The sequence below is a fragment of the Bradyrhizobium sp. 930_D9_N1_4 genome (genome assembly GCF_052076015.1).
GTDB lineage: Bacteria > Pseudomonadota > Alphaproteobacteria > Rhizobiales > Xanthobacteraceae > Bradyrhizobium.
Genome location: NZ_CP197236.1, coordinates 6,770,550 through 6,787,452 on the forward strand (window position 1 = coordinate 6,770,550; position 16,903 = coordinate 6,787,452).

16 protein-coding genes and 1 tRNA gene are annotated in these 16,903 nt (G+C 63.1%); 10 read left to right on the forward strand and 7 right to left on the reverse strand.

What is annotated here, in order from left to right:
* Positions 1-24: 24 nt before the first annotated feature.
* Together AB7532_RS32175 and AB7532_RS32180 are read right to left on the reverse strand one after the other, a co-directional pair.
* Positions 25-906 (reverse strand): PhzF family phenazine biosynthesis protein, encoded by an 882-nt coding sequence (locus AB7532_RS32175; protein ID WP_441238680.1) that lies wholly within the window; start codon positions 904-906, stop codon positions 25-27.
* A 170-nt stretch (positions 907-1,076) separates the two neighbouring features.
* Positions 1,077-1,829: an SDR family NAD(P)-dependent oxidoreductase gene (locus AB7532_RS32180; RefSeq protein ID WP_441238681.1), complete on the reverse strand. Its 753-nt coding sequence runs from the start codon at positions 1,827-1,829 to the stop codon at positions 1,077-1,079.
* A 94-nt stretch (positions 1,830-1,923) separates the two neighbouring features.
* Here AB7532_RS32180 and AB7532_RS32185 point away from each other — a divergent pair, with 94 nt between their 5' ends.
* Together AB7532_RS32185 and AB7532_RS32190 are read left to right on the forward strand one after the other, a co-directional pair.
* Positions 1,924-2,235, forward strand: a complete 312-nt coding sequence (locus tag AB7532_RS32185) for an ArsR/SmtB family transcription factor (protein ID WP_441238682.1) — start codon at positions 1,924-1,926, stop codon at positions 2,233-2,235.
* A 417-nt stretch (positions 2,236-2,652) separates the two neighbouring features.
* The gene (locus AB7532_RS32190) at positions 2,653-3,243 is read left to right on the forward strand and encodes a sce7726 family protein (protein ID WP_441238683.1); all 591 of its coding nucleotides are present in this window, start codon (positions 2,653-2,655) and stop codon (positions 3,241-3,243) included.
* Here the strand turns inward: AB7532_RS32190 and AB7532_RS32195 are convergent.
* From AB7532_RS32195 to AB7532_RS32205, 3 genes are all read right to left on the reverse strand, one after another.
* Positions 3,197-4,285, reverse strand: a complete 1,089-nt coding sequence (locus AB7532_RS32195) for a beta family protein (protein ID WP_441238684.1) — start codon at positions 4,283-4,285, stop codon at positions 3,197-3,199. The genes AB7532_RS32190 and AB7532_RS32195 overlap by 47 nt on opposite strands.
* On the reverse strand, positions 4,275-6,020 hold the full coding sequence (locus tag AB7532_RS32200; protein ID WP_441238685.1) for a DUF6932 family protein: 1,746 nt from the start codon (positions 6,018-6,020) through the stop codon (positions 4,275-4,277). Before AB7532_RS32200 ends, AB7532_RS32195 begins: the two co-directional genes overlap by 11 nt.
* Before the next feature lie 565 nt (positions 6,021-6,585).
* Positions 6,586-6,662: transfer RNA gene (locus tag AB7532_RS32205), tRNA-Met, on the reverse strand.
* A gap of 378 nt (positions 6,663-7,040) precedes the next feature.
* Between AB7532_RS32205 and AB7532_RS32210 the strand changes: the two genes are divergently transcribed.
* Complete coding sequence (locus tag AB7532_RS32210) at positions 7,041-8,417, forward strand: coniferyl aldehyde dehydrogenase (RefSeq protein ID WP_441239398.1); 1,377 nt, start codon at positions 7,041-7,043, stop codon at positions 8,415-8,417.
* 223 nt (positions 8,418-8,640) lie between these two features.
* The gene (locus tag AB7532_RS32215) at positions 8,641-10,239 is read left to right on the forward strand and encodes a GMC family oxidoreductase (protein ID WP_441238686.1); all 1,599 of its coding nucleotides are present in this window, start codon (positions 8,641-8,643) and stop codon (positions 10,237-10,239) included.
* Between the two features lie 164 nt (positions 10,240-10,403).
* On the opposite strand, the gene AB7532_RS32220 is transcribed toward AB7532_RS32215, so the two are convergent.
* Positions 10,404-11,165, reverse strand: coding sequence for an SDR family oxidoreductase (locus tag AB7532_RS32220; RefSeq protein WP_441238687.1), 762 nt, complete (start codon positions 11,163-11,165; stop codon positions 10,404-10,406).
* A 118-nt stretch (positions 11,166-11,283) separates the two neighbouring features.
* On the opposite strand from AB7532_RS32220, the gene AB7532_RS32225 reads away from it, so the two are divergent.
* The 3 genes from AB7532_RS32225 (at position 11,284) to AB7532_RS32235 (ending at position 13,691) form a co-directional block, all read left to right on the forward strand.
* Positions 11,284-11,796 (forward strand): CvpA family protein, encoded by a 513-nt coding sequence (locus AB7532_RS32225; RefSeq protein WP_441238688.1) that lies wholly within the window; start codon positions 11,284-11,286, stop codon positions 11,794-11,796.
* A 126-nt stretch (positions 11,797-11,922) separates the two neighbouring features.
* Positions 11,923-12,705: an SDR family oxidoreductase gene (locus AB7532_RS32230; RefSeq protein WP_441238689.1), complete on the forward strand. Its 783-nt coding sequence runs from the start codon at positions 11,923-11,925 to the stop codon at positions 12,703-12,705.
* Positions 12,702-13,691, forward strand: a complete 990-nt coding sequence (locus AB7532_RS32235) for an NADPH:quinone reductase (protein ID WP_441238690.1) — start codon at positions 12,702-12,704, stop codon at positions 13,689-13,691. The genes AB7532_RS32230 and AB7532_RS32235 overlap by 4 nt, the downstream gene beginning before the upstream one ends.
* A gap of 3 nt (positions 13,692-13,694) precedes the next feature.
* Here AB7532_RS32235 and AB7532_RS32240 read toward each other — a convergent pair whose 3' ends face one another.
* Complete coding sequence (locus AB7532_RS32240) at positions 13,695-14,126, reverse strand: DUF3775 domain-containing protein (RefSeq protein ID WP_441238691.1); 432 nt, start codon at positions 14,124-14,126, stop codon at positions 13,695-13,697.
* 123 nt (positions 14,127-14,249) lie between these two features.
* Here AB7532_RS32240 and AB7532_RS32245 point away from each other — a divergent pair, with 123 nt between their 5' ends.
* The 3 genes from AB7532_RS32245 (at position 14,250) to AB7532_RS32255 (ending at position 16,902) form a co-directional block, all read left to right on the forward strand.
* A complete protein-coding gene (locus tag AB7532_RS32245) occupies positions 14,250-15,101 on the forward strand; it encodes an MBL fold metallo-hydrolase (protein ID WP_441238692.1) in 852 nt (283 codons plus the stop codon).
* 207 nt (positions 15,102-15,308) lie between these two features.
* Positions 15,309-16,151, forward strand: coding sequence for a fumarylacetoacetate hydrolase family protein (locus tag AB7532_RS32250; protein ID WP_441238693.1), 843 nt, complete (start codon positions 15,309-15,311; stop codon positions 16,149-16,151).
* A 139-nt stretch (positions 16,152-16,290) separates the two neighbouring features.
* On the forward strand, positions 16,291-16,902 hold the full coding sequence (locus AB7532_RS32255; protein WP_441238694.1) for a glutathione S-transferase family protein: 612 nt from the start codon (positions 16,291-16,293) through the stop codon (positions 16,900-16,902).
* The last annotated feature ends 1 nt before the right edge of the window (position 16,903 follow it).

Sequence of the window (16,903 nt, forward strand, 5' to 3'; positions counted from 1 at the left end):
GTCGTGAAGCATCCGCTCGTGTTCTCAGAGCTGCAAGATCTGCGATTCGACGCGCGCCACGGAGCCTCCGAGCAGACAGCCGACAGGCCTGCTGTCCGCGAAGCCAAGGCGCACCCGGATCTCCGACAATGCACCCATGGTCCGCCCCTGCATGATGGTGATCCGCTCGCTGTTGCGCGCGACAAGGCCGTTCCTGAGCAATCCGAACGCGAGCGCCGCAGCGGCGATGCCGGTGGCAGCGTCCTCCGGGTAACCCGACGATTTCGGGAATTGCCGCGCCTCGAAACGCTGCTCGCCCTGATGATCCACGGCGTAGGGATAAAGGCCGGTCGAGCCGATCCGCTCGCAGCACGCCTCGATCCGCACGGGGGCCGGCACCAATGCGTTGAGCTCTCGCACGCCCTTCATCGGGATCAGCGTCTTCACGCGCGAGGTGACCGCGTTCTGCACGGGCAAATCAAGCAGATCGCGGCGCGACAGCTTGAGCACCGACAGAACATCCTCCTCTTCAGTGCGCGAGAGATCGACGACCTTGCCGACAGGCTGGCTGATCTCGACGGACGGCTCGCCCGAGCTGTCACGGTCGACATAGCCTGTCACAGCGCCACTGCGGGTCTCGATGCGGACCTGCTCGCCGGACAACAGGCCCCTCGTCGCGAGCAGCCAGAGCGCGCCGATCGTCGCGTGACCGCACATCTCCATCTCGTGTCGCGGCACCCAGAACCGGAAAATGTAGTCGGCATCGCCGCTGGATGCCGGCAGGACGAAGCCGGATTCATGCCCGAAGCGCCGGGCCACCGACTGCATTCCCTCAGTGGAAAGGCTCGAAGCATCGACGACGATCGGGCAAGGATTGCCGCCGGCCCCCATGTGGGTGAAGACGTTGACGAGATCGATCTCGGTCATGGGATGTCTCACTTCATCGATGGCGCGACGGCATCGGCGGTGGCGTAGGTATAGCCGGTACGTTGACGTGTCCTCAACTGCGGGGTGAGCGGAGATCGCAATCTCCGCAGCCCACCGGCCGCGTCGGGACGACGGCCTTCACGACCATCGCCCCGCCAGTACGCGCCTCGTCAGCGCAGACCGCCAGTCACGTGAAGTGTCTCGCCCGTGACGTAGGACGCATCGTCCGAAGCGAAGAAAGCCACCGCGGCGGCAATCTCCTCGACCTTGCCGATGCGGCCGAGCGGGGTGGTGGATTCAATCCAGGTGCGCATGTCACCTTCATGCAGGCCGGCGGACACCACGCCTTCGGTGGCGACCATGCCGGGATTGACGGCGTTGACGCGGATCTTGCGCGGCGCCAGCTCCTTCGCCAGCACGGAGGAGATTGCATCCACCGACGCTTTGGTCGCGGTGTAGACGGCGGTGTTCGCCGGCGCGAGGGTCGATACGCCGGAGCTGATGTTGATGATGCTGCCGCCATTGGGGTTGAAGTGCTTTGACGCTTCACCCGAGACCAGCAGCAGGCCGAGCACGTTGAGGTCGAAATGCCGGTGGAAATGCTCCGGCGTGATGTCCTCGAGCGGGGCGAATTCGTAAACGCCCGCATTGTTGACCAGGATGTCGATCGCACCGAACGCCTTCACGGTCTCCGCGACAACGCTTTTCACGTCCTTGGCGTCGGCCAGATTACCGTGGACCGCGACGGCCTTGCCGCCCTTGGCGACGATCGCAGCAACCACGCGATCAGCGGCCTGTTTGCTGGAGCTGTAGTTGACGGCGACCGCGGCACCCTCGGCCGCGAGCCGGGCGGAGATTTCGGCACCGATGCCCTTGGATGCGCCGGTCACGAGCGCAACTTTTCCTTCGAGTCTCTTGGTCATCGCATGTCTCCGTTGGTCGGCACGACGCCGATATTCAATAGTTCAATACTAGTGAACTATTGAACAAGTTCAAGGGAGGTGCTATCTTTTAGTGATGGTGCAGTTCGTTCATCCATCGCGGGACGAAATTACGCTGGCCGGAGTGCTCGCAGCGCTGGCGGATCCCATGCGGCTGCGTATCGTCAAAAGCCTGGTCGCGCAGAACGACTGCATGTCGTGCACCGAGGCGGCGCCTTGCCCCGACATGGCGAAATCGACCCTCTCGAACCATTTCCGCATCCTGCGCGAGGCCGGCCTGATCCGGACCTCAAAGCAAGGCGTCCAGCACCGCAACGTGGTGCGCGAGGACGACATCAATGCGCGGTTTCCGAGATTGTTGAATATGATTTTGAGTTTTCCGGAGTGAGGGGATTCGGGCGATTACAGTGAAAGCACACTCGACTCCGACGGAGCATTGACTGCAATGTCACTATAACTTCGAGCACTGGCAACACCCGATTCTTGCGTTTAGTCGAAAGAAAATTCCCCAAACTAGCGGTAGAGTTTCACAACGGAGGGCCGCTCACCTTGCCAACCCGACCATATTGGTCATGGTCGGACTAACGGCGAGTTCGCGACGGCGCCGACACTTCAGCGAGATACTGACATAAGCTGCCATACCCACTTCACACTTTGATAAGCGCGGTAGCGTAGCCTGCGTTGGAATTCCCACAGCCGATAAAGAATTGCGACAGCTTCGCACAATTCTTCTTGGCACGTGGAGGGCAGATCGGGCTTAGTGAATCCCGCTGTAGCGACCGAGTCTGCGGCCTTTTGAGGTTCCATGTCCCCATCGACCGACCCCGAAATCCGCGCCGCGCTCCACACCAAAGCGCTCCGCGCATTCCATCGCTGCAATGACACACTCGTGATCGACGAGCTGGGTCTTGCGCATGCCAAGGCGCGTATCGATGTCGCCGTCATCAATGGCTGCGTGCATGGGTACGAGATCAAGAGCGCCGCCGATACGTTGATGCGGCTGCCCCAGCAATTGGTGCTCTACGAAGCTTGCCTCGAAAAGCTGACCATCGTCTGCGCCGACAAACATGTTGCGGGCGTGCGCGAGCTGACCCCGCGCTGGTGCGGCATCACCAAGGTCACCAAGGGGCCGCGCGGTGGTATCGTATTCATCACCGTGCGTGAGCCCAAGCGCAATCCGAACGTCCAAGCTTATCGGCTTGCGCATCTTCTCTGGCGACCCGAGGCCGTCGCCATCCTGGCCCAAGCCAATGCGTCGCCGAAGGTGCTGCGTGGGCCGCGCAAGTCGCTTTACAAGTCGCTGGCAGCCAAGTTCTCGGTCGCGGAGATCACCGCGTTCATCAAGGAATCTATGGCTTTACGCCAAGACTGGCGACCTCACCAATCACTTGCATAATGTGGTGGTTGATGCCGACGGTCTTCCACCGCGTCTGATTGCTGGGACCGACCGACTTCTTGGCACACTTGTCGATGTAGTCGTCCCCGGCAGAGAAGGATGGTCCACGGAACAAGCCGGATTTCACGATGTCATCGCTCAGCTTGTGCATCTGCTTCTCGTTACCGCGGAAGGCGCCACCCTTGCGAACGAACCACCTGTCGGTGGTCGCGTAGACGATCTTGCCTGCGGGGTTGACCTTGCGCATGTCCATCTTGGCCGTGAAGCTCGGATTGACCGTCGCGTAATCGCCAAACATCGGCGACCGCATCCCCATCGGCAGCTTGGCAAGGAGCTGCACGTAGAACTTCCAGTCGTGCCGCTCGATAGAGCCGACCGGCGCCGAGACGGTAGCCAGCGAGGTCGGGAACGCGCAACCGACCAGGATGAAATTCCGGTAGGCCGCGAGGTTGGGGATCTTGCCGAGTGCAAACGCTAGCGCCGCCGCAAACGCGGTGTATGGCTCGTAACTGGGCGTGCCGAGATCGATGATCAGGTCGGTCTCTGCTGCCGTTACGTTGAGGCTCTTCAACAGCGTATCGAGATTGGCGCCGAAGCTGGCCTTCATCACGTGCTCGATGCGGGCGCGGACGCCGACGCCCTTCTTGTCGGTGACGATGATCGTCGCGATCTGCGCCACGACCTTTGGCGTGCAGTCCAGCGACGCGACCGGCATCGCGTCCGCTTTGAACTTGCGGATCTCGTCGAAGACGTAGGCGAAGACCGGGCGGCCGTCCGGCATGAGCTGGTTCTGGATGCTTGGGTCGGTATCGATCCAGGCCTTGCGCGTCTTCCACTTGTCTTTGTAGCGCTTTGGAAACGGGCCAACGTGTTCGACGACCGTCTTCTTCGGCGTCCCGTCCTCGAAGTCGAATTCGAGGTCTGGAATCGTGATGAGCGGCACGATCGAGTCTTTGGCCTTGTCGATCAACGCGAGCAAGGCTTGGTACTCGGCCTGCCGCCATCGCAGGCACGGCACATAAAACGCGTCCTTAGTTGCCATCGCGGGCCTCCAGTTGTTTGCGTACGGCATCCTGGCCGACCAACCGGGTCAGCAGCGTGTAATCATTCCGTTCCTTCCGAATGCGGCCGGCGATGATGCTGGCATCGATCTCGAGATTCTCGGCATCCGTCACCACCGCCTCCTCGGTCAGCACAAAACGCGAGAGGCATTGCTCCCAAGCCGCCTCCGGGATCAGGGTGTTCAGCGCAAAGTCATCCGCTTCCTGCTCGATCCGGTCGGTCTTGTCGCCGTCCTCTTCGTCAAAGAAGTCAAACCGCAGTCCCTGCGTCAGGTGCAGGAAGACGTGCGCCAACTCGTGGAAGAGCACGAACCAGAAATTGTCCAGCCGATCATAGCGCAAGGTGAGCGCCACCACCGGCTGACTCGACGCCGAGAGCATCGCCGCCCCGTCGAGATAGGTGCCGGGAAGGTGTCGCTCGATCACCAAGGCGATGCCGTGCTCGGCCAGCAGCTCACGGGCTTGCTGCGGGCCGTCCTTGCGCCGCGTGAGCCGCGTCAACTCCGGAAGCCAGGTGTCGTTGAGCTCAAACGGCTTGATGGCGTCCTGCTCGTGCATCTCCCGCGCGAGATAAAGAACGCGCGCTTGCCAAGCCAAGAGCGCGAACTCGTTCGGCACGTTGCCCGCGCGCACCTTCTTCCGGTGCAGCGCCGTTGCGAATTGCTGCCCCGCCGCGTACACGAAGAAGTTCCGCGCCGCCTCAACCGGGGACTGCCGTGGCTTCACCTCAAGCCACTTCCGCTTCACCATCTCCTTGATCGGCAGACGGCTCCACGACACGTCGCTTGGATCGTTCCATGCGAAGATCGCGCCCGAGGTCTCGTTGTGCATGGCCTCGAAGGACTCCGAGATCTTCACGTCGAGCACGCCCGCCACCTCGATCAGACGAGCCAGACTGGCACTCATATAGCTGGTCGCCTCGTACCGCTGCACCTGCTGCGGCTTCATGTTCAGACGCTCGGCAAGGTCCGTTTGCGAGAGACCTCGGGCGATGCGCGCCTGCACCAACACGCGCGGAAGCTCGGCAAGCGAGCACGTCCCGGCGAAGGCCACCTTGCCGAGCTTGAGCATGTCGTATTCGGCCATCTCGGCGTGGAGATCGGCGATCTGGCTTTGCAGCGCGTCAGACTGCGCCTTGAGCACCCAATCCTCCGCACCCTTCGCCAAAGGCACGGCGGTCAGCGCGCTTTCGAGCTTGGCGAGTTCGGCGCGGGTGACCTGATATTGGCGGTCGCTATAGATCATCATGCCCTCCCAAGCAGCGCTGGATCGGCAGTGAGAACGATCAAAAGAATGCCTTTCGGTTGCCCGGTGAATTTTTCGATCTGAAAAAAAATCAAGGAATGTCTGCGTCGGCGTATTCGGCGCGCTAGACGGGAAGAACTCGCCGCCGAACTTCTTCTTCATCGCCCGGCGCTTGTTGCTGAAGTCGAGAAACACGGGATCGAGCTTCGCGCGATCCATCCCGGCCGGGTCCCAACACGCGTCGTAGTCGCCCGGCACCGGCTTGGCCGTGACATAGCTGCCATCGAGATAGAGCTTGCCGCAGCCCGCCGCGCGCAGCGCGGTAGCGGCCAGCAAGAGTCCCTCGTACAGCGGCCGACGTGTCGCGTTCGTCGCGAACGTCGCCGCGACGTCGGCAAGCGTCGCCGGATGCACGCCCGGCGGCAGGACATCCCAAGGAGCGCCTTTAATGGAGACGAAGGCCGGCATCATAATTACAACAATTATGTTGTAATATATTGCTTGTCAAGTGCACTAAGCCGACTTCCTTGCGCCACGAGGACGACTAATTGTGTTATATTACAAATAGTTGCCGACTTATCGAGCTATGCCGCTTCGAATGTGGTATTGAACGCCAATCCGCGACACAGGCACGAGCCATGGCGGAAGGAATTGCTAACAAAATAGGTCGCGCGCCCGCGCGAACGGCTCTCCGGTTCAGCAGCGTGGGACAGCACCACGTTGAGCGGCAGTTCGCGGGTCCGCGCCGCGGAGAGATCACCTCGTTGATACAGATGATCTTCGATCAACCGAACGCCGTGAGGCTATCCGAGGAGAACTTGCAATGCTCACTCCAGTCGGACCTTTCGTCGATCTCTTGATTACGGTGACAGTGCACGAAATTGATTGCTGCGGGAGGTCGCAACTACTGCGATGTCTCGCTCACTGATCGAGAGACTCGCCGCGCTCCGAGACAGTCGGCAACCAGCCCCCCAAAACAAAAATGGCCCGCATCAAGCGGGCCATTTTTCGTATCGGATCCGGTGAAATCCAAATTTGGTTGCGGGGATAGGATTTGAACCTATGACCTTCAGGTTATGAGCCTGACGAGCTACCGGGCTGCTCCACCCCGCGTTAACACTTGCACACCTTCGCCAAAATGCCGGGGACGGTGGATCAGGGCCGACGCTGCTCGCGTGGCTTGCTTCTCCCGTCCCGAAGGCTTCCTTGGAAGGCAATCCCGGGGCAAAGCCCGTCGGGTGCGAGGGGTATGTACCAACCCGCACTGCCTTTGGAAAGGGCCGCGGGGACGTTTTTTTCGACTTTATGACAGCTTGCGGGCGCGGATTCCGGCCGATTTGCCCTGCACTTGCCAGAAGTTCCGCAAACCGCCAGCTTGCGGCAACAAAACAGAGGCGAAACGCCGATTTGGGGAGGAACGCCTTGACCAACATCCTGGACCGCCCCCCTGCGAGCGCCCCGCTGGCGGCGCTCACGGACGCCTTCCACGCCATGGTCGCGCGGTCGCGGGACGAGCCCGCGCCCGACCTCGCCGGGCGGCTCGACCGGCTGGCGCGGCTGCGTGCCGTGGTCGCCGACAATGAGGAGCGCTTCCGGCGGGCGATCTCGGCCGATTTCGGCCACCGCTCGGCGGTCGAGACCAATATCGCCGAGACCATGCTGGTGTTCTCCGAGATCCGGCATGCCACCAAGCACCTCAAGAGCTGGATGGCGCCGCAGCGCGTCGCCACCGCGCTGCAATTCCTGCCCGCGCGCAACCGGCTGATGCCGCAGCCGCTCGGCGTGGTCGGCATCATCGCGCCCTGGAATTATCCGCTCCAGCTCACGCTTGCACCCGCGATCGGCGCGCTCGCCGCCGGCAACCGCGTCATCGTCAAGCCGAGCGAGCTGTCGCCGCATTTTTCCGCGCTGCTGAAGGAGACGGTGGCCACGCGGTTCGATGCCACGGAGATGCTCGTCACCGGCGTCGAGGAGGAGGTCGCAAAAGCTTTTGCGTCGCTGCCGTTCGATCATCTCGTGTTCACCGGCTCCACCCGGGTCGGCCGGCTGGTCGCCGAGGCCGCGGGACGTAACCTCACACCGGTCACGCTCGAGCTCGGCGGCAAGTCGCCGGCGATCATCGATGCCTCCGCCGATCTCGAGGAAGCAGCCGAGCGCATCGCCTACGCTAAACTGCTCAATGCCGGGCAGACCTGCATCGCGCCTGACTATGTGCTGGTGCCGGAGCGCGCCTTGCAGGCCTTCGCCGAAAAAGTGCGCGCGCAGATGCGCCGCATGTTCGGCACGGATCCCGCGAACAAGGACTACACCTCCGTGATCTCCGACCGGCATTACGCCCGGCTCGAAGGCCTGGTCGCGGATGCGGCGCAGCACGGTGCGAAGATCCTGCAGCCGGCGAAGGCGGACGATCCCAACTGGAAGGCACACCGCAAATTTCCGCCGACGCTGATCGTCGGTGCGACCGAAGCGATGGCCGCGATGCAGGAAGAAATCTTCGGGCCGGTCCTGCCGGTGCTGGGCTATCGCGAACCGGCCGACGCCATCGCCTTCATCAACCGCCGCGACCGGCCACTGGCGCTGTACTGGTTCGGCAAGGACCGCGCCGCCCGCGACGAGGTGCTGTCGCGCACGGTTTCCGGCGGCGTCACCGTCAACGACTGCCTGTTTCATTTCACGCAGATCAACCAGCCGATGGGCGGCGTCGGCGCGTCGGGCAACGGCGCCTATCACGGCGAATGGGGCTTCAAGACGTTCAGCAAGCTGAAGCCGGTGTTTTATCGGTCGAAATTCAACCGCCTCGCCGATCTCTATCCGCCCTATGGCGGCAGAATCGCGCGGCTGGAGAAGTTGATGCGGTTCATGTCGTAGTTGCCACAAAGACCGTCATTACGAGCGAAGCGAAGCAATCCAGATGGTAGACCCTCACCCTGAGGAGCTTGCGAAGCAAGCGTCTCGAAGGGCGAGGCCACCAGCGGGGCCTTCATCCTTCGAGACGCGCGTTCCGCGCTCCTCAGGATGAGGAATGGGAGGCCTGGATTGCTTCGCTACGCTCGCAATGACGAGAAGAAAAGAATGCCAGGGGGAAACATCAGTGACTGACACATTCGATTTCGTCGTCGTGGGCGCGGGCTCGGGCGGCTGCGCGGTGGCGGGGCGGCTGTCGGAAGACGCGGGGACATCCGTGGCACTGCTCGATGCCGGCGGACGCAACGACAATTGGCGGATCACCACTCCGTTCGGGCTCGCTCTGCCGTACAGCGCGGCGAACTGGGCTTTCGATACCGTGCCGCAGAAGGGATTGAACGGCCGCATCGGCTATCAACCGCGCGGCAAGGGGCTCGGCGGTTCTTCGGCGATCAACGCCATGGTCTACATCCGCGGCCACAAATGGGACTACGACCACTGGGCCTCGCTCGGCAATGCCGGCTGGTCCTACGCGGACGTGCTGCCCTATTTCAAGCGCTCGGAGAACAATTCCGATTTCGACGGCGCGTCTCACGGCAAGGGCGGCCCGCTGCACGTCAACAAACTGCGCTCGAACAATCCGATCCATGACGTCTTCCATCAGGCCGCCCGCGAGGCGCAATTCCGCATTCGCGAGGACTTCAATGAAGAGGACCACGAAGGGCTCGGCAGCTATCAGGTGACGCAGCACAAAGGCGAGCGCTGGAGCGCGGCGCGCGCCTATCTGCAGCCCCATATGGACAAGCGCGCGAATTTGCGCGTCGAGACGGGAGCGCAGGCCACGCGCATTCTGTTCGAGGGCAAGCGCGCGGTCGGCGTCGAATATGTGCAGGGGAAGCAGAAGAAGCAGTTGCGCGCCCGGCGCGAGGTGATCCTCGCCTCCGGCGCGTTCCAGTCACCGCAATTGCTGATGCTGTCGGGCGTCGGCGATGGCGATGCGCTTGCCGCGCACGGCATCGGCGTCACGCATCATCTGCCGGGCGTCGGACGCAACCTGCAGGATCATCCGGATTTCGTCTTCGTCTACGCCTCCGACTATCCGCACTTCGTTCACGCCTCGCTTGGCCGGTTGCCGTCCCTGCTCCGCGCCATTCAGCAATACCGCCGCGAGAGACGCGGCCTGATGACCACCAATTTCGCCGAGTGCGGCGGCTTCCTGAAGACCAGCCCCGATCTCGACGTGCCCGACATTCAGCTCCACTTCGTCATCGCGATGCTCGACGACCATGGCCGCAAGAAGCACAAGGAGGCGGGCTTCTCATGCCATGTCTGCCTGCTCAGGCCGAAGAGCCGCGGCAGCGTTTGGCTGAAGAGCGCCGATCCGCTCGCCGCCCCCATGATCGATCCGAACTTTCTGGGCGAGGCGGAGGATCTCGAGGCGATGGTCGCGGGCTTCAAGACCACGCGACGGCTGATGGAGACGCCCGCGTTGCGCGCCTTGCAGAAGAAGGACATGTTCACGTCGGACGTGAGAACGGACGACGACATCCGCGCCATCCTGCGCAATCGCGTCGACACCGTCTATCACCCCGTCGGCACCTGCAGGATGGGCACGGATGCAATGGCCGTGGTCGATCCGGCGCTGAAGGTGCACGGCGTGGATGGTTTGCGCGTCGTCGATGCCTCGATCATGCCGACGCTGATCGGCGGCAACACCAATGCGCCGACGATCATGATCGCGGAGAAGGCGGCGGATATGATCCGGGCGGAGATGCGGGCGAGTTAGGCGGCGCCATCACCTCGTTCTCCACTGTCGTCCCCGCGAAGGCGGGGACCCATAACCACAGGGAGCAGTTATGGAGCGAAACGATCACTCCGAGTCTTCGTCAAACCACTCCCTGTGGTTATGGGTCCCGGATCGGCGCTGCGCTTGTCCGGGACGACGGTCGTTCAGTTGAGCAAGAACCCGCCATCCACCGTAATCACACTCCCCGTCATGTACCGCGACGCCTTCGACGCCAGCAGCAGGATCGCGCCGTCGAGATCGGACTCGGCGCCGACGCGGCGCTGCGGGATGCGTTTGGTCAGGCGTTCGCCCGGCGGCGTCGACCAGAAGGCGTGGTTCATCTCGGTGTCGATATAACCGGGCGCGAGCGCGTTGATGCGGATGTTCTGTCCGGCGAGCTCCAGCGCCATCGCTTTCGTCGCCTGGAGGATACCGGCCTTGGAGATCGCGTAGGGCGACACGGCCTTCAAGACGCCGGTGCCGAGCACGGAGGCGATGTTGACGATGTTGCCGTCCTGCTTGCGCGCGATCATCCGCCGCGCGATCTCGGTTGCGAGAAAATAGGCGCCCTTGAGATTGGCGCCGATCACCGCGTCCCAATCGGCCTCGGTCTGCTCGGTCGCGAGCTTCTCGATGGCGATACCGGCGTTGTTGATCAGCACGGTGACGGGACCGAGCGCGGCTTCGGTCGCATCCACCGCCTTCGCGATCGAGGCGGTGTCGGTGACGTCGAGCGCGACCGCGGCGGCGCGACCGCCCTTGCCGCGGATCTCCTCCTCCAGGCTCTTCAGCTTGTCGGTCTGGCGCGCCGCGAGCGCGACTGCCGCACCATGGGCCGCCAGCACCCGGGCAAATTGCCGCCCCAGCCCCTGGCTCGCACCTGTCACCAGGATGGTTTCTTGACTGACGTCGAATAGGTCTGACATGACATTGTCCTTGAACGATTTCCGCGCTTTGGAGCCATCAATACAGACGATTTTAACGATCTGAAACCGGAATGAGCGGTCCGGCGTTCATTCGTTCCATCGAGGCAGGCTCAGGCTCATGAACAGTTTCGATCTCGCGGTCTATGCGGCGTTCGCCATCGCGATCGGCTTCGGCTTCAGGACCGGCCTGCTCGGCAGCGCCATGACCATCCTCGCCTATCTCCTCGCCGCCCCCATCGCGGTCGCGCTGATGCCGCTGATCGTACCGCAAATCGCCGGCAACCCGAACTCACCATTCCTGCAGAACTGGATCTGGTTCTTCGGCATCTTCCTGGTGGTCGGCATGCTGTTCGGATATATCGGCCGACTGATGCTGAGCGATACGATCCGCGAGGCCGGCATCGGCGACCGGCTCGGCGGCGCCGCGCTCGGCGCCATTAGGGTCTGCCTCGTGGCCACCACGCTGGTGCTGGTGTTCGACCAGATCGTACCCGTCAATCGCCAGCCACCCTTCCTCGCCGGCTCGCATCTGCGGCCGTTGTTCTCGGCGGCGGGACGAATGGGCTTCAAGACATTGCCGCCGGAGGCGACATCTGCGATCGACCGCCTCAAGCAGGAGCGCCGTATTTAACCCGCGCATTTGCATCGCCGCCTGACGCGCCATGCATTTTGTCGCGAGCCAGTCCCTTATCAGCGGCGCCAAGGTTGGCTAGAGTGCCGCCCTCTAAAACCTGCCTGACATTACGGGAGTGAAACAGTGGATCTTGGGATCAAAGGTCGCCGCGCCATCGTCTGCGCATCCAGCAAGGGCCTCGGCCGCGCTTGCGCCATCTCGCTGGCCGAAGCCGGCGTTGACGTCACGCTGACCGCGCGCGGCGCCGAGGCCCTGAAGAAGACGGCCGACGACATCCGCAAGGCCTATCCTGATGTGAAGGTCACCGAGATCGTCGGCGACATCACGACGCCTGCGGGCCGCGAGGCCGTGCTGAAGGCCTGCCCAGAGCCGGATATCCTGATCAACAATGCCGGCGGCCCGCCCCCCGGCGATTTCCGCAACTGGACCCGCGACGACTGGATCAAGGCAATCGACGCCAACATGCTGACGCCGATCGAGCTGATCAAGTCGACCGTGGACGGCATGATGGCGCGCAAGTTCGGCCGCATCGTCAACATCACCTCGGCCGCGGTGAAGGCGCCGATCGACATCCTCGGCCTCTCCAACGGCGCGCGCGCCGGCCTCACCGGCTTCATCGCCGGCCTGTCGCGCAAGACCGTGATCAACAACGTCACGATCAACGGCCTGCTGCCGGGCCCGTTCGAGACCGACCGCCTGCGCAGCACCGCCAAGGGCGAATCCGAGAAGCGCGGCATCACGCCCGACCAGGTTCTGGCCGAGCGCGCCAAGCTCAATCCCGCCGGCCGCTTCGGCGATCCCGACGAGTTCGGCTACGCCTGCGCCTTCCTCTGCGGCAGCCGGGCCGGCTTCATCACGGGCCAGAACCTCCTGCTCGACGGCGGTGCCTTCCCCGGCACGCTGTGAGGGCAGTCTGGTACAAACAGACGGGACCGGCGGCGGACGTTCTCACCTATGGTGAGATGGCGACGCCGGTCGCAGGCCCAGGCGAAGTTCGCATTCGCCTGGAAACCTCCGGCGTCAATCCGGCCGATGTCGGACGGCGCGGCGGCAGCTATCGCGCCCTGGAATACGAGCGCGTGATTCCGAACAGCGACGGCGCGGGATTTGTCGACCAGATCGGCGACGGCGTGACGCGCTTCAAGGTCGGCGACCGCGTCTGGCTGTTCAACGGTCAACGCAACGGCCGTGCCTTCGGCACGGCTGCGGAATATATCGCGCTCGCCGAGCAGCTGGTGACACCGCTGCCGGACAATCTCTCTTTCGCGCAAGGCGCAACGCTCGGCATCCCCGCGATGACCGCGTGGTGCGCGCTGTTTGCAGACGGGCCGATCGTCGGCAAGACCGTGCTCGTCACCGGCGGCGCCGGCGCGGTCGGTCATTACGCCGTGCAGCTCGCCAAATGGGGCGGCGCGCAGGTGATCGCGACCGTCAGTTCGGCAATGAAGGCCGAGCAGGCGCGGCAGGCGGGCGCCGATCTCGTGGTCAATTACAGGGACGAAGACGTCGTCGCCAAGGCCCTCGCCTTCACCGGCGGCCGTGGTGTCGATCACGTCGTCGATGTCGATTTCGGTGGCAACATCGCGACCACGCTGAAGTTGATGGCGGTCAATTCGACCATCGCGGTCTACGCCACCAACGGCAATCGCACGCCTGTTATCCCGATGCGCGAGCTGATGGAAAAATGCATCAACCTGCGTGCGCTGGTGCTGTTCGCACTGCCGCCGGCGCTGCTCGCGGCGGCGCAGGCCGACATCTCGAAATGGCTGGCAGCGGGATCGCGGATCCACAACGTCGCCGCGCAGTTCGCACTGTCGGACACGGCGCAGGCCCATCTCGCCGTCGAGAAGGGCGACAAGCTCGGCACCGTGATCGTCGACTGCGCGCGGTGAGTGCTAAGCGACCGGCGTGATCCGCTCGTCGGTCCAGTCGATGCCGAGCTCGTCCATGCCGCCGGCCAGGAGATCGCCCAGCATCGGCTCGCCCAGCAGATACTGCACGGCCTCGCGCCGGGGCGCCTTGTATTCGGCGCGGGCTTCGATGGCGCGGGCGCGCAGATCGTCCCATTCCTCGACCGTGCCGTCGCCGCGACCGATCCACATCAGCGTGACCAGGTCGAGCTGCTCGTCCTCGTTCATCGCCTGGATGAATCCGGTCAGCTCGCTCGCGACCGGATCGGAGCCGTTGTCCTCGAGCACATCGGTTGCGCCGTCGTCGGTGGCGTTGGAGCCCGAATCCGGATCGGTGTCCGCTTCCTTGACGTCGAATTCGCGCGCTTTCTCGATGACGAAAGCGACCTTCTCGGCGGAAATGGCAAGCTCTGGCATTGGGCGCCCTCTTAATCCGTTGCTGGGTTCCTCCGATAACGCAGCATCGGAGCAGATGATCCATTGTGTTCGATGGTGGAAACCCGCATCTTTCGCGAAAGCATGAAAATGGGGGAACGCCCGATGCAGTGGACGGTTGGCCGGGTCAAAATCACCAAAGTCGTGGAGCTGGAGACGGTCGGCTCGACCCGCTTCATCCTGCCACTGGCGAGCAACGACGAAATCCAGAAGCTGCTCTGGCTGATCCCGCATTTCGCGACGGAAGAAGGCCGGCTGAAAATGTCGATCCATTCGCTGGTGGTGGAGACGCCGACGCGCCGCATCGTGGTCGATACCGGCCTCGGCAACGACAAGCAGGGCCGCAACGTCCCGACCTGGAATAACCGCACTACGCCGTTCCTGGAGATGATGACGGAAGCAGGCTTTGCGCCCGACAGCATCGACACCGTGCTGTGCACGCATCTTCATGTCGACCATGTCGGCTGGAATACGAAGCTGGTCGATGGCAAGTGGGTGCCGACCTTTCCCAAAGCGCGTTACGTCTTCGGCCGGACCGAATACGAGCACTGGCGCGACCATTCGCGCGAGCCCGACAAGGCGGCCGTCTTCAACGATTCCGTCAAGCCGATCGTCGATGCCGACAGGGCCGATCTGATCCCGAGCGATCACCGGCTGTCCGACGAGATCAGCATGATCCCGACTCCCGGCCACAGCCCCGGCCATATGAGCATTTTGATCCAGTCGGCCGGCGAGCAGGGCCTGCTCACCGGCGACGTCGCCCATCACCCCTGCCAGATGGCGCATCTCGGCTGGTCCTCGACCGCGGATTCCGACCAGAGCCAATCGGCCATCACGCGCCGCGAGCTATTTGGCCGGTTTGCGGATACGCCGACGCTCGTGATCGGCGGGCACTTTTCGGCCGGACATATCAAGCGGAATGGGGACGCGTTCAAGTTTGTGGCGCTGCAATCGTAGGGTGGGTTAGCCGAAGGCGTAACCCGCGTCTACCTCCTCGGAAGCAGAAGAGGTGGGTTACGCCCGGACTGTGCTTCGCACAGCCCGTGCTAACCCACCCTACAAAGTGAGGGCTGCAATGCGCCTCGTTTTGACCGGTTGAATTTCCCGCCGCCCTGTTCCATGAAGCTATTCAACCGATCGGTCCATCTCCAGGGAGAAACGAAAATGAAGCTTGTTCGTTACGGCGAAAAGGGTGCGGAAAAGCCCGGCCTGATCGACAAATCCGGCCAGTTGCGCGACCTGTCGGCGCATCTGAAGGACCTCACCGGCGAGGCCTATTCGCCGGAGAGCCTGAAGAAGCTGGCGGGCCTTGACCCGGCCTCGCTGCCGGCCGTCTCCGGCAAGCCGCGCTTCGGCGCGCCGGTCACCGGCATTTCGAAATTCGTCGCCATCGGCCTCAATTACAGCGACCACGCCAAGGAAACGGGAGCAGCGATCCCGACCGAGCCGATCATCTTCATGAAGGCGAACACCTCGCTGGCCGGCCCGAACGACGCGGTCGAGAAGCCGCGCGGCTCGACCAAGCTCGACTGGGAAGTCGAGATCGCCGCGATCATCGGCACGCGCGCCAAGTATGTCTCGGAAGCCGACGCGCTAAACCACGTTGCCGGCTATTGCGTCTGCAACGACGTCTCCGAGCGCGCCTTCCAGACCGAGCGCCTGGGTCAATGGACCAAGGGCAAGTCGCACGACACCTTCGGCCCGGTCGGACCGTGGCTCGCCACCAAGGACGAGATCAAGGACGTGCAGAACCTGTCGATGTGGCTCGACGTCAACGGCCAGCGCCGCCAGACCGGCTCGACCCAGACCATGATCTTCTCCATGGCCAAGTGCATCTCATATGTATCGCAGTTCATGACCCTGCTGCCGGGCGACATCATCACCACGGGCACCCCGCCCGGCGTCGGCCTCGGCATGAAGCCGCCGACCTTCCTCAATGTCGGCGACATCGTCACGCTCGGCATCGAAGGCCTCGGCGAGCAGCGCCAGGAGATCGTGGCGGCGTAAGGCCTCCACACTCTCTCCCCGTCATTGCGAGCGAAGCGAAGCAATCCAGAATCCCTCCGCGGCGACACTCTGGATTGCTTCGTCGCTTCGCTCCTCGCAATGACGAAAAAAAATTGCCGGTCACCCGCAGGATATGTCCATGAAACTCTCCTTCTCCCAGGCCTCGCCCTTCGCCCGCAAGGTGCGCATCGCCGCGATCGAGCTCGGGCTGATCGACAAGATCGAATTCACGCCCGCCACCGTCGCGCCGGGCACGGTCAACGAGGATTATTCGCGCATCACGCCGCTGAAGAAGCTGCCGGTGCTGATCACTGATGACGGCGACGTCATTCTGGATTCCTACGTCATCGTCGAATATCTCAACGAGATGGCCGGCGGCAGCCTGATCCCGGATTACGGTCCGCGGCGCTGGAAGGCCAAGACCAATCATTCGCTGATCAACGGCATGCTCGATTCCATGCTGCTGTGCCGCTACGAGAAGATGGTGCGGCCGCAGGGCCTGCAATGGCAGGCGTGGTCGGACGATCACTGGAACCGGGCCTGGACCGGCATGGCGCGCTTCGAGAACATGCCCGACGTGCTGAACGGCCCGTTCGACATCTCGCAGATCGGCCTCGTCTGCGTGCTCGGCTACGCCGACTTCCGCTTCACCGATTGCGGCTGGCGCAAGGCCTATCCCAAGCTCGACGCCTTCCACCAGAAGATGCTGGAGCGGCCCTCCGTGAAGATCTCGGTGCCGCCGGCGGCATAAC

Bases quoted from the DNA above. Each gene is read 5' to 3' on its own strand.
- AB7532_RS32175 (WP_441238680.1), bottom strand. From the start codon at position 906: ATGACCGAGATCGATCTCGTCAACGTCTTCACCCACATGGGGGCCGGC.
- AB7532_RS32180 (WP_441238681.1), bottom strand. From the start codon at position 1,829: ATGACCAAGAGACTCGAAGGAAAAGTTGCGCTCGTGACCGGCGCATCC.
- AB7532_RS32185 (WP_441238682.1), top strand. From the start codon at position 1,924: ATGGTGCAGTTCGTTCATCCATCGCGGGACGAAATTACGCTGGCCGGA.
- AB7532_RS32190 (WP_441238683.1), top strand. From the start codon at position 2,653: ATGTCCCCATCGACCGACCCCGAAATCCGCGCCGCGCTCCACACCAAA.
- AB7532_RS32195 (WP_441238684.1), bottom strand. From the start codon at position 4,285: ATGGCAACTAAGGACGCGTTTTATGTGCCGTGCCTGCGATGGCGGCAG.
- AB7532_RS32200 (WP_441238685.1), bottom strand. From the start codon at position 6,020: ATGATGCCGGCCTTCGTCTCCATTAAAGGCGCTCCTTGGGATGTCCTG.
- AB7532_RS32210 (WP_441239398.1), top strand. From the start codon at position 7,041: ATGGTCGCGCGGTCGCGGGACGAGCCCGCGCCCGACCTCGCCGGGCGG.
- AB7532_RS32220 (WP_441238687.1), bottom strand. From the start codon at position 11,165: ATGTCAGACCTATTCGACGTCAGTCAAGAAACCATCCTGGTGACAGGT.
- AB7532_RS32225 (WP_441238688.1), top strand. From the start codon at position 11,284: ATGAACAGTTTCGATCTCGCGGTCTATGCGGCGTTCGCCATCGCGATC.
- AB7532_RS32240 (WP_441238691.1), bottom strand. From the start codon at position 14,126: ATGCCAGAGCTTGCCATTTCCGCCGAGAAGGTCGCTTTCGTCATCGAG.
- AB7532_RS32245 (WP_441238692.1), top strand. From the start codon at position 14,250: ATGCAGTGGACGGTTGGCCGGGTCAAAATCACCAAAGTCGTGGAGCTG.
- AB7532_RS32250 (WP_441238693.1), top strand. From the start codon at position 15,309: ATGAAGCTTGTTCGTTACGGCGAAAAGGGTGCGGAAAAGCCCGGCCTG.
- AB7532_RS32255 (WP_441238694.1), top strand. From the start codon at position 16,291: ATGAAACTCTCCTTCTCCCAGGCCTCGCCCTTCGCCCGCAAGGTGCGC.